The sequence below is a fragment of the Caulobacter sp. KR2-114 genome (assembly GCF_049446115.1).
GTDB lineage: Bacteria > Pseudomonadota > Alphaproteobacteria > Caulobacterales > Caulobacteraceae > Acaudatibacter.
Genome location: NZ_JBMSEC010000007.1, coordinates 36,041 through 46,477, shown reverse-complemented (window position 1 = coordinate 46,477; position 10,437 = coordinate 36,041). Strand labels below are relative to the sequence as shown.

Here is a 10,437-nt window from a genome sequence, read left to right as displayed (position 1 = left end):
GAACCGAAATGCGCCTGGCGCTCTTCAACGCGATCGTGATCACCGCGGGCCTAGCCTCCACGGCCATGGCCCAGAGCGCCGACCCGGGCGCGACGCCGGCCCCGCCGCCTCCGCCCGCGCCGCCGCCCGCCGCCGCCCCCGCGGCGCCGACCGCGCCCGCCGCAACGGCCGCGCCCGCCACGACGTCAGCTCCTGCCGCGACCGCCCCTGCGACGACCGCGGCCCCCGCCACGGCTGCGCCCGCGACCGCCGCTCCGGGCGCCGCGACCCCGGCCGCCCCGGCCGCGGCTGAACCGCCGCCGCCGCCGCCGCCGCCTCCGCCGCCTCCCCCCCCGCCGCCTCCGCCGCCGCCCACCGATCCGGTGGCGATCGCCGAGCTGAACGTGCTGGAGAAGGTCTGCATCCCGGCCACCGAAGGCGGTGACTGGAACGCCCTGACCAAGGCGATGGGCATGCGCAAGTCGTCGCAGGACGGCTCGTGGACGCTGAAAGGCCCGAACTACAGCTTCAAGGTCAACGCGCCGGGCTCCAATCCCAACCAGTGCATCGTCGACATTCTGCAGCCGGTGAACCCGGATGCGCCGCTGGTGGTGGCGCTGCACAACTGGGCGACCTACGGCCACGGCTACACCCTGCTGCGCAACGACAAGAACACCCTGACCGGCCAGGAACTGACCACCCGCTCGTGGGAGAACAGCGCCGACGGCAAGGCCTACGCCCTGGTGTTCACCACCACGCGCAAGCCCGACGGCACGCCGCTGAAGGGGTCCACCGACGTCTCGCAGATGATCTACAGCGAGACCAAGGTCCCCTGATGAGCCCCTGGGAGGCGGCAGGGCTGGTGGGCGTGCTCACCACCCTCGTCGCCTATGCCGCCGTCCAGCTGCACCGGCTGGACGCGGTGGGCGCGCCGGCGCTGGCGATGAACTTCACCGGCTCGGCGCTGATCCTGGTGTCCCTGAGCCAGGACTTCAACCTGTCCGCCGCCCTGATCGAGGCCGCCTGGGCGGCGCTGTCGCTGTTCGGCCTGGTCCGCGCCCTGATGCGGCGACGCTGAAGGCCTCGCCCCCGTCAGGCGGCGTTGCGCGCCGACAGGGTCTCGAGCCAGTCCAGCACGCTCTGCGCCACCCGCTCCCAGCCCGGTTCGCCGGGCAGCCAGTGGCTCATCTCGTCGAACACCCGCACCTCGCCGCCCAGGCGCGCCGCCGTCTGGCGCACGGTCCCCGGCGGATGCACGGCGTCCCGGCCCCCGGCGATGGCGAGCACGGGAGTCCGCCCCGCATGGGCGGGCACCAGGGTGGTGGCGAAGGGGTCCAGCCACCAGTTCAGGGTCTCCCACAGCGCCCGGCCGCTCTCCGGCGTCATCCGCGCGAAGGCGGCCCGCCGCTCCGCCGCCGGCAGGCGGTCGAAGCTGTAGCGCCGCGCCGAGGGATAGTCGGGGTCGATGGCCATGGTCCAGTACGGGCCGAGCGCATACAGGCTGACGGCGGAAACCGCCTCCTCCAGCGTCACGCCGGTCACGCCCCAGGGCGCGGAGGGCGCCAGCAGCACCAGCGCCGCCGGCCGCACCGCGGCGGCGGCCATCTGCGCCACCAGCCCGCCCATCGAGTGGCCCAGCAGGATCGGCGCCGCGTCCAGCTCGCCGCAGAGCCTGGCGACGGCCTTGGCGTAGTCGCTCATGGAAAGCCCGGTGACGGCCCCCGGCCGCGCGCCAGGCTGATGCCCTGGCAGGTCCGGGGTGAGCACGCGGTGTCCCGCGGCCTCGAAGGGCGCCCGGAACTGGTCGAAGATCCAGCCGCCGCAGAAGGCGCCGTGGACCATCACGATGGGAGCGGGCAAACGCGGATCCTTCGAAGGTCGGCCGTCGGGGGCCGTTGGGACCTTGGCATGGCGAGGGGCCAGGTTGAAGCCTCTTCAGCCCGCAGGCGGTGCGCCGGGGCGGGACGGGGAAAGGGTCAGGGGACGGAAGGCCGCGATCACCTGTTCGTAGGCCGCCCGCTTGAAGGCCACCACCGTCTCCAGGGCGGAGTCGAGGTCGACCCAGCGCCAGGCGTCGAACTCGACCTCGCCATGCGCCTCCAGGTCGATCTCGGAATCCTCGCCGGTGAAGCGCATGGCGAACCAGGCCTGCTTCTGGCCCTTCCAGCCGCGGGCGGCCTTGGAGCCGCCGTGGTCGGCCGGGAAGGCGTAGGCGATCCAGCCTTCGGTGCGGCCGATGATTTCCGCGGAGGTGACGCCGGTCTCCTCGGCCAGTTCGCGGAACGCCGCCTCCTCCAGGGTCTCGCCGCCGTCGACGCCCCCCTGGGGGAACTGCCAGTTGAGCGGGCCGGGGGTGCGGGCGCGGCGCCCGAGCCAGACCTTGCCGTCGGGACGGATCAGCACCACCCCCACGTTGGGCCGATAGGCGCGGAGATCCTTGTCGCTCATGTGCGGCTCCGCGCGCCTACCGGCGCGCCATCACCGCCGAGGCGGGCGCCAGCTGGTAGCCGCGGGCCGAAAGCCCCTGCGCCCACTTGGCGGCGGCTTCCAGGGTGACCGGATAGGCAAAGCCGGAGCCCAGGGCGCGGCCGGTGCGGGAGGCCTGCGCCTCCAGGGCGCCGAACTGCTGCTCCACCGCCTCGGCCGAAAGCTGGGTGTCGACGATGCGGTCGGCGGAGGCGCGCGGAATGCCGCCTCCGGTTCGATTGGCCGACCCGTCATCGATGAAGGCCAGGCCGTGGTTCTTCAGCACCCCGGTGAAGCTGGTCATCGCCGTCGGCGAGCCGACGAACTTGGAGCCGAGATAGTTGGTCAGGCCGAAATAGCCGCTGGCCCGCGACATCAGCCAGTCCAGCTTGTGCGCGTTCTCGTCGCCGCGGGCGTCGGCCAGCAGGGTGTAGGGGCCCGGGTCGTTGTCCGGATAGTCCTTCGGCTCCATCGGCGCTTCCAGCAGCACCTCGTGGCCGGCGGCGCGGGCCATGTCGATCCAGGCCTGCAGCCCGTCGGCATAGGGCACGAACGACAGGGTCACCTCGGGCGGCAGGCCCTCGATCGCCTGGCGCGTCGCCTTGGCGTTGAGGCCGAGGCCGCCGATGATCAGGGCCACGCGCGGATGGCCGTCGGCGGTGAATGGGCGGGCATAGGCCTGGGCCGGCGTCACGCCGTCCGGGCCGATCACCGGCAGCGGCCCGCCGGGGCCCGGCGCGGACAGGGCGGCGATCGGCGCCGCGGGCAGGCCGGGGCCGTTGGCCAGCGGGATGGCGCCCGGGGCCGAGCCGCCGGCGCCGGGGAAGCTGATCACTGCCTGGCCGTTCATCGGCCCGGCGTCCGCGTAGCCGCGGGAGTCGTCGGAGAACTGCACCGTGGCGTCGTCCAGCGGCGCCTCGACCGCGCCGTCGGCCGGCAGGGCCTGCTTCCAGCCTGGCGGGCCGCTGGTCTCGCCCATGTGCGCCAGCGACAGGCGCACCACCGGCAGGCCGGCCTTGGGATCGCCGGTCATGGCCAGCACGCCGGTGGCCAGGGTCAGGAACAGGGCCGCCGCGGTGCCGACGCTGACGTACGGATTGGCCGCGAACACGGCGAAGGGTCCGCCGGCGGGGGCGGGAGTCGGCAGGACGGGCTTCGGCGGTGGCTTGGCGAACATTCGACGCGATTCTGGAGCGATGCCCCAGGCTCGCGGCATATAGTTAATGAAGGGGAAAACGGGGCCGCCCGGCGGCCACGAAAAAGGGCGGACAGCGCCTGCGCCGCCCGCCCAAATTGTCGCGCCGGCCTGAAAGGCCTAGTTCGGCTTCTCGCCGGCGTCCGGCTTGCCCGCCGACAGGCGCGCGGCGCGCACCGCGGCGGCGTCCGCCAGGGTGGCCGCGGGCTTGGGCAGCTTCGGCGTCGCGGCCACCGAGCCGTACTTCAGCACGTCGAGCGCGCGGGTCAGCTGGAAGTCGCCCTTCTTCTCGTCGAACGCCGCCGGCGGCGCCTCGGCGGGCTCGTGGGCGCCCTTGCGCTCCTTGCCCTCGTCGGCGTTCAGCGCGTTGTGGAAGCTGGCCTCGCTGAACTGGAACGCCTGGTTGGCGACCTGCTGGGCCTCCTCGCGGGTCTCGGCGACCTCCAGCTCCGGCGTGATGCCGGTGCGCTGGATCGAGCGGCCCGAGGGCGTGTAGTAGCGCGCCGTGGTCAGCTTCACCGCGCCGTCCAGGCCGTCGCGCAGCGGGATCACCGTCTGCACCGAGCCCTTGCCGAAGCTGGTCAGCCCGACCAGCTCGGCGCGATGGCGGTCCTGCAGGGCGCCGGCGACGATCTCGGAGGCCGAGGCCGAGCCGGAGTTGATCAGCACCACCAGGTGCGCGCCGCCGGTGATGTCGCCGTGCGGCTTGGCGTTGTAGCGCTCGATGTCCTTGGGATCGCGGCCGCGCTGCGAGACCACCTCGCCACCGTCCAGGAACAGGCCGGCGACGCCGACCGCCTGGTCCAGCAGGCCGCCGGGGTTGTTGCGCAGGTCGAGCACGAAGCCCTTCAGGTTCGGGTTCTTGGCCTTCAGCTGCTCGATCGCCGAGCGCATCTCGTCCGTGGCCTTCTCGTTGAAGCTGGACAGGCGCAGGTAGCCGTAGTCGCCCTCCATGCGGAAGGTCACCGACTTGGGCTGGATGATCTCGCGCACCAGCTTGACGTCGAAGGGATCGGTCTTCTCGCGGGCGATGGTCACGGTGACTGTCTCGCCGGCCTTGCCGCGCATCTGCTTGACGGCGTCGTTGACCGTCAGGCCCAGCACGCTCTGGCCGTTCACCGCGGTGATGTAGTCGCCGGCCTTGATGCCGGCGCGGGCCGCGGGGGTGCCGTCGATCGGCGAGATGACCTTGATCACCCCGTCCTCGCTGGTGATCTCGATGCCCAGGCCGCCGTATTCGCCGCGGGTCTGGTCCTGCATCTCCGAATAGGCGTCGGCGTTCAGGTAGTTGGAGTGCGGATCGAGCGACGAAAGCATGCCGTCCAGGGCCGCCTCGATCAGCTTCTTGTCGTCCACCGGCGTGACGTACTGGCTCTTCACCTTGTCCAGCACGTCGCCGAACAGTTCCAGCATGTGGTAGGTCTGGGCCCTGGGCTCGGGCGTCGCCCGCGCGGACTGGCTCACATAGGCCATGGACCCCGCCCCGAGGACGAAGGCCGACGCGCCGATCAGGAAGTACTTTCTCATGAGATCGCTATCACTCCCGCGCGCGCCTGAAATAAGGCGCGCAGTCTAAGATCAGCCCCACCTACCCGGAGTTAACGGCCCCTCGGGAGGGGCCCAGTATGGTCTTCGGCGTCGTCTTCGGCGACGTTCCGCTCAGCAGGCGCGACGGGTCCTTGGGAACGCCGCGTATCCGGACTTCGAGATAGAGCTCGCGAGCCGATTGTCCATCCTTCGGCATGGCTCCGACAACCTGTCCGGCCGCGACCGATTGTCCGGCGCCGACGGTCAGTTTCCCAAGTCCGGACAACACCATGTGGCATCCGCCTGACGCGCGCAAGATCACCACCTGGCCCCAGCCGTTCAAGGGTCCGGCATAGTCCACCACCGCGGCGGCCGGGCTCGAAACCGCGGCGCCGGGGGGCGGGGTGAAGGCCACGCCATGCGACCTCGTGCCGTCGGCCAGCTTGCCGTCGAAGCCGGCGCTGCGCGGCGCCGCCACCGGCGCCAGCAGGCTGGAGGGCGGCTGCTCCGGCGCCGCGCTGTCGGCGGCGACCCGCGCGCCGGGCGGCGAGAGCACCTCGGTGTCGCTCATCACCCCTTCCAGGCGGCTGCGTCGGTCCTCCTGCGCGCTCTCGGCGGCGAACAGGTCGCCATTGGCGGCGGCGGCGCGGCGGCGCACCACGGCCAGGCCCGCGGCCTCCGCCGAAAGGGTCCGCGCGCGGGCCTCCAGGGCGGGGGTGATGGCGCGGATCAGGATCGCCGCGCGGACGGAATCCTTCACCTGCCCGGGGTCGATCAGCATCGCCGGGGGCGGCTGGCGGCCATACAGCTGCAGCGCGCCCAGCAATCGGGCGAGTTCGGCGCGGTTGTGGCCGATGCGCTGGGCGAGGTCGGCCTCCTGGGCGTTCAGCACCGCCAGGCTGTGGCGGGCGTCGGCCACCCGGCTGTCGGCCTTGGGCCGGGACGGCGCCTCGCGCGCGCCCTGCGCGACCGCGAGGCCGGCGGCGGCCAGCAGAACCAGGACCAGCAGGGGGCGAGGCGAGGGCACGGCCTGCGATAGACTCCGCATCGGCCAGGCTCAATCGCGATGATAGGGCGAGCCGGCCAGGATCGACACCGCCCGATAGACCTGCTCGGCCAGCATGGCCCGCACCAGGGCGTGCGGCCAGGTCTGCGGTCCGAAGGCCAGTGTCTCGCGCGCCAGATCCAGCACCTGGGGGTCCAGCCCGTCGGCGCCGCCGATCACGAAGGCCAGTCGCCGCACCCCGTCGTCGCGCAGCCGGCCCACCCGGGCGGCGAAGGCGCGCGAGGCGTGGGCCGTTCCGTGCTCGTCGCAGGCGATCAGGTGGGCGCCGTCGGACTGGGAGCCGGCCAGCTTCGCCAGGATGGCCTCCGCTTCCGCGGCCTTGCCCGGCTTGCGCGCCTCGACCTCGACGATCTCCACCGGCCCCAGGCCCAGGGCGCGGCCGGCCGCGGTGGCGCGCTCGCAGTAGTCGCGCGCCAGAGACGCCTCGGCCATGCGGCCCAGCCGCCCGACACAGATCAGGGAGATGCGCAACGCGCGGTCCGGGCCGTGCGCCGAGCCGGGGCTAGTTGGCGGCCGCGCGCGACGGCGGCTCGACCGACCAGATCTTCTCGATGTTGTAGAAGGCGCGCACTTCCGGACGGAACAGGTGCACGATCACGTCGCCGGCGTCGATCAGCACCCAGTCGCAGTGCGGCATGCCCTCGACGCGGGCCTTGCCATAGCCCTGGTCCTTGAGCATGCGCAGCACGTGGTCGGCCATGGCGCCGACGTGACGGTGCGACCGGCCGGACGCGACGATCATCGCATCGGCGACCGAGCTCTTGTCCTTCAGGTCGATAAACACGATGTCCTGCGCCTTTTCGTCGTCAAGGCGTTGCAGGATAAGGGATTCCAGTGCGGCGACGCCGGACTGGTCCTCTTCGGAGGGCTCGTCACGGACGGGCGCCTCGTGCGCGCTCGGCGCAGGTTCACGGTTCAGCGGGATGCTCCCTCGGTGGCTCTCGCAATCGGGGACCCTATCACAGTCGGCCGTTCCGGTCAGGGGGAAACTGCGTAACGCCGATCACGATGCGGACGGGGGTGCGGGAGCCCGAAGGTTTCAACCACGAACCACACGAACCTCACGAACAAATTCACGCCAATAACCGCGCCTCCCGACGAAGGCCGGGACCCCGGAACGACGCTGCGCGGATGTCGGGAGAACCCGTTCGTGACGTTCGTGTGGTTCGTGGTTCCAAAGGATGGAAGCCACGCTCGATCCCGCCTACCGCTCCGGCGTCGGCGCCTTCGCGACCCGGGCCCGCCTCAGGGCGGTGGACGAGGTGAAGTTCAGCGGGCCGCGAAGGTAGACCCAGGCCGGGGGCTTGCGGAACGGCAGGGTCTTGGCCGCGGCCGAGGGAATGCGGGCGAAGGAGAACCGGCGGGCGGCCGGCGAAAAGCGGCTCTTCAGCGCGATCCAGGGGCGCGAGACCACGGCGACCGGGGTGGTGCGCATGATCTGCGTCCAGCCCCGCCAGCGATGGAAGGTGGCCAGGCTGTCGGCGCCCATGATCCAGACGAAATGCACCCCGGGGAAGCGGGACTTCAGGGCCCGCAGGGTGTCGATGGTGTACTGCGAGCCCAGCCGGGTCTCGGCGTCGGAGACGATCATCGACGGCCCCTCGGCGTAGCGCAGGGCGCCCCACATCCGCCGGGTCAGGGCGTCGGTCTCATGCGTCGGCTTGAGCGGATTCTGCGGCGAGACCAGCCAGATCACCCGGTCCAGGCCCAGGCGGCGCAGGGCGGTCTCCGCCACGTGCGCGTGGCCCGCGTGGGCCGGGTTGAACGAGCCGCCGTAGAGGCCGACCTTCATGCCCGGGGCCAGGTGGAAGTCCAGCCTCAGCGCCGCCGGCCGCCGCCTGGGGGTCAGTCTGGCCGGTCCGGCGAACCACATGCGCTTAAGACTTCCCCCGCGCCGGCCGGCGATCGGACGTCCGGGCCAGCTTTTTGCTCAACTTGAGCCTTACCTAGTGGGTTTTCCGCCCACGGCCAATGCGGACCCTGCGGAAGCCCGGGTGCGCCCCGTCAGGCCGGAAGGCGATGCAGCAGCGCCAGGTCGTCGGCATGGATCACCGGGCCGGCGGTGTAGCCCAGCGCCGCCTCGATGGCGTCGGACCTCAGGCCCCTGATCCGCTCGGCGTCGACGGCGTCGTAGCGCGACAGCCCGCGCGCCAGCTCCAGTCCCTTCAGGTCGCGCACGACGATCGCGTCGCCGCGGCCGAAGCGCCCTTCGACCGCGCGGATGCCGGCCGCCAGCAGGCTCTTGCCCAGCCGCAGCGCGCCGGCCGCGCCATCGTCGACCACAACCGCGCCCTGCGGGGCCAGCGAGCCGGCGATCCAGGCCTTGTATGCGGCCGCCGGCGTGGTGTGCCGCTCGAACAGGGTCGCCCGCGCGCCGTCCTCCACCGCCTGCAGCGGCGAGGGCCGCCGGCCGAGGGTGACCAGGGTGGCGCAGCCGGCGCCGGCGGCGATGCGCGCCGCCTGCAGCTTGGTGGCCATGCCGCCGCTGCCGACGCCTTCCTCGGCGTTGGCCCCGCCGCCCATGGCCATGATCTCGGGCGTCAGGTCCGGCACGTGCGGCAGGTGCCGGGCGTCCGGATCCTTGCGCGGGTCGGCGGTGTACAGGCCGTCGATGTCGGACAGCAGCACCAGCAGGTCGGCCCCCACCATCTGGCCCACGCGCGCGGCCAGCCGGTCGTTGTCGCCGTAGCGCAGCTCCTGGGTGGCGACGGTGTCGTTCTCGTTGACCACCGGGATCAGGCCGAGGTCCAGCAGGGTCTCCAGCGTGGCGCGGGCGTTCAGGAAGCGGCGGCGCACCTCGGTGTCGTCGGGGGTCAGCAGGATCTGCGCCACGCCCAGGCCGTGCGGCGCCAGGGCGCCGTCCCAGGCGGCCATCAGCAGCGCCTGTCCGGCCGCGGCGGCGGCCTGTTTCTCGGGCAGGGTCAGCGCCTTGCGCTTCAGGCCCAGGCGCCGGCGGCCCAGCGCCACCGCCCCGGACGAGACGATCACCAGCTTCTGGCCGCGGGCGCGGATGCGCGCGGCATCGGCGGCGAAGGCTTCCAGCCAGGCGTGGTCCGGCGCCCCGGCGGCGGCGTCCACCACCAGCGCCGAGCCCACCTTGACGACGATCAGCCGCGCGTCGGCCAGGCTGGTCATGGCCGCCAGGGTCCCTCGCCCCGGTCCTTGTCGATCAGCGGTTCGCCGTCCTCGTCCTGTGGGCCCGCATCGCGCGCCCGCACCCGCTGGAACGCGGCCCGCAGCAGCTCGCGCACGCCCTCGCCAGAGACGCCGGAGATCAGCGCCGGCTTCACCCCGGCCGCCGCCTCCAGCAGGGCCGCCTTTTCCGCCCGATCCTCGGGGGTCAGGGCGTCGACCTTGTTCAGCGCCAGCAGCTCCGGCTTGTCGCCCAGGCCCTCGCCATAGGCCTCCAGCTCCCCGCGGATCGTGCGCCAGGCCTCCACAGGGTCGTCCTGGGTGGCGTCCACCAGATGGATCAGCGCCGCGGTGCGTTCCAGGTGGCCCAGGAACCGCACGCCCAGGCCGGCGCCTTCCGAGGCGCCCTCGATCAGCCCCGGCACGTCCGCCAGCACGAAGCGCTCGTTGGTCGACAGGTCCACCACGCCGAGGTTGGGGGTCAGGGTGGTGAACGGATAGTCGGCGATCTTCGGCGTGGCCGCCGACACCGCCGCCAGGAAGGTCGACTTGCCGGCATTGGGCAGGCCCACCAGGCCCACGTCGGCGATCAGCTTCAGCCGCAGCCAGATGGCCTTTTCCTCGCCGGGCTGGCCGGGGTTGGCGTGCCGCGGGGCCTGGTTCACCGGGCCCTTGAAGCGGTCGTTGCCCCAGCCGCCATTGCCGCCCGACAGCAGCTTGACCCGCATGCCGGCGTGGTCGAGGTCGGCGATCAGCGTTTCCTTGTCGTCCTCCAGCACCTCGGTGCCCACCGGCACCTTCAGCACCACGTCGGCGCCGGCCGCGCCGTGGCGGTTGCGGCCCATGCCGTGGGTGCCGGTCTGGGCCTTGAAATGCTGCTGATAGCGGTAGTCGATCAGGGTGTTCAGCCCGTCGACGGCCTCGATCCAGACGTCGCCGCCGCGACCGCCGTCGCCCCCGTCCGGACCGCCGTATTCGATGAACTTCTCGCGCCGGAACGACACGGCGCCCCCGCCGCCGTCGCCGGAGCGGATATAGATCTTGCACTGGTCCAGGAACTTCATCGCGGCCT

General features: G+C 72.4%; 12 protein-coding genes. 2 read left to right on the top strand and 10 right to left on the bottom strand.

The features are described from left to right. Positions 1–8: 8 nt before the first annotated feature. The gene (locus ACO2Q3_RS21930) at positions 9–815 is read left to right on the top strand and encodes a hypothetical protein (RefSeq protein ID WP_423310511.1); all 807 of its coding nucleotides are present in this window, start codon (positions 9–11) and stop codon (positions 813–815) included. Continuing rightward, positions 815–1,057, top strand: coding sequence for a CBU_0592 family membrane protein (locus tag ACO2Q3_RS21925; RefSeq protein WP_423310509.1), 243 nt, complete (start codon positions 815–817; stop codon positions 1,055–1,057). The genes ACO2Q3_RS21930 and ACO2Q3_RS21925 overlap by 1 nt, the downstream gene beginning before the upstream one ends. A 14-nt stretch (positions 1,058–1,071) precedes the next feature. Here the strand turns inward: ACO2Q3_RS21925 and ACO2Q3_RS21920 are convergent, their stop codons facing one another. From ACO2Q3_RS21920 to obgE, 10 genes are all read right to left on the bottom strand, one after another. Next, a complete protein-coding gene (locus tag ACO2Q3_RS21920; protein ID WP_423310507.1) occupies positions 1,072–1,839 on the bottom strand; it encodes an alpha/beta fold hydrolase in 768 nt (255 codons plus the stop codon). 75 nt (positions 1,840–1,914) lie between these two features. Beyond that, complete coding sequence (locus ACO2Q3_RS21915) at positions 1,915–2,427, bottom strand: RNA pyrophosphohydrolase (RefSeq protein ID WP_423310505.1); 513 nt, start codon at positions 2,425–2,427, stop codon at positions 1,915–1,917. Between the two features lie 16 nt (positions 2,428–2,443). Beyond that, positions 2,444–3,622 carry a divergent polysaccharide deacetylase family protein gene (locus ACO2Q3_RS21910; protein ID WP_423310503.1) on the bottom strand — a complete coding sequence of 393 codons (1,179 nt, stop codon included), beginning with the start codon at positions 3,620–3,622 and terminating at the stop codon, positions 2,444–2,446. 138 nt (positions 3,623–3,760) lie between these two features. After that, positions 3,761–5,167 carry a S41 family peptidase gene (locus ACO2Q3_RS21905; protein ID WP_423310501.1) on the bottom strand — a complete coding sequence of 469 codons (1,407 nt, stop codon included), beginning with the start codon at positions 5,165–5,167 and terminating at the stop codon, positions 3,761–3,763. 61 nt (positions 5,168–5,228) lie between these two features. Further along, positions 5,229–6,215, bottom strand: coding sequence for a murein hydrolase activator EnvC family protein (locus ACO2Q3_RS21900; protein ID WP_423310499.1), 987 nt, complete (start codon positions 6,213–6,215; stop codon positions 5,229–5,231). A gap of 9 nt (positions 6,216–6,224) precedes the next feature. Further along, positions 6,225–6,704 carry a 23S rRNA (pseudouridine(1915)-N(3))-methyltransferase RlmH gene (rlmH, locus tag ACO2Q3_RS21895; protein WP_423310497.1) on the bottom strand — a complete coding sequence of 160 codons (480 nt, stop codon included), beginning with the start codon at positions 6,702–6,704 and terminating at the stop codon, positions 6,225–6,227. 31 nt (positions 6,705–6,735) lie between these two features. Beyond that, positions 6,736–7,152 carry a ribosome silencing factor gene (gene rsfS, locus ACO2Q3_RS21890; protein ID WP_423311175.1) on the bottom strand — a complete coding sequence of 139 codons (417 nt, stop codon included), beginning with the start codon at positions 7,150–7,152 and terminating at the stop codon, positions 6,736–6,738. 285 nt (positions 7,153–7,437) lie between these two features. Next, positions 7,438–8,106 carry a nicotinate-nucleotide adenylyltransferase gene (locus ACO2Q3_RS21885; RefSeq protein WP_423310495.1) on the bottom strand — a complete coding sequence of 223 codons (669 nt, stop codon included), beginning with the start codon at positions 8,104–8,106 and terminating at the stop codon, positions 7,438–7,440. A gap of 131 nt (positions 8,107–8,237) precedes the next feature. Then, positions 8,238–9,368 carry a glutamate 5-kinase gene (gene proB, locus ACO2Q3_RS21880; protein WP_423310493.1) on the bottom strand — a complete coding sequence of 377 codons (1,131 nt, stop codon included), beginning with the start codon at positions 9,366–9,368 and terminating at the stop codon, positions 8,238–8,240. Then, positions 9,365–10,429 carry a GTPase ObgE gene (gene obgE, locus ACO2Q3_RS21875; protein WP_423310491.1) on the bottom strand — a complete coding sequence of 355 codons (1,065 nt, stop codon included), beginning with the start codon at positions 10,427–10,429 and terminating at the stop codon, positions 9,365–9,367. Before obgE ends, proB begins: the two co-directional genes overlap by 4 nt. Positions 10,430–10,437 lie beyond the last annotated feature (8 nt).

Bases quoted from the DNA above. Each gene is read 5' to 3' on its own strand.
- ACO2Q3_RS21915 (WP_423310505.1), bottom strand. From the start codon at position 2,427: ATGAGCGACAAGGATCTCCGCGCCTATCGGCCCAACGTGGGGGTGGTG.
- ACO2Q3_RS21900 (WP_423310499.1), bottom strand. From the start codon at position 6,215: ATGCGGAGTCTATCGCAGGCCGTGCCCTCGCCTCGCCCCCTGCTGGTC.
- ACO2Q3_RS21910 (WP_423310503.1), bottom strand. From the start codon at position 3,622: ATGTTCGCCAAGCCACCGCCGAAGCCCGTCCTGCCGACTCCCGCCCCC.
- proB (WP_423310493.1), bottom strand. From the start codon at position 9,368: ATGACCAGCCTGGCCGACGCGCGGCTGATCGTCGTCAAGGTGGGCTCG.
- ACO2Q3_RS21925 (WP_423310509.1), top strand. From the start codon at position 815: ATGAGCCCCTGGGAGGCGGCAGGGCTGGTGGGCGTGCTCACCACCCTC.
- ACO2Q3_RS21885 (WP_423310495.1), bottom strand. From the start codon at position 8,106: ATGTGGTTCGCCGGACCGGCCAGACTGACCCCCAGGCGGCGGCCGGCG.
- obgE (WP_423310491.1), bottom strand. From the start codon at position 10,429: ATGAAGTTCCTGGACCAGTGCAAGATCTATATCCGCTCCGGCGACGGC.
- ACO2Q3_RS21905 (WP_423310501.1), bottom strand. From the start codon at position 5,167: ATGAGAAAGTACTTCCTGATCGGCGCGTCGGCCTTCGTCCTCGGGGCG.
- ACO2Q3_RS21930 (WP_423310511.1), top strand. From the start codon at position 9: ATGCGCCTGGCGCTCTTCAACGCGATCGTGATCACCGCGGGCCTAGCC.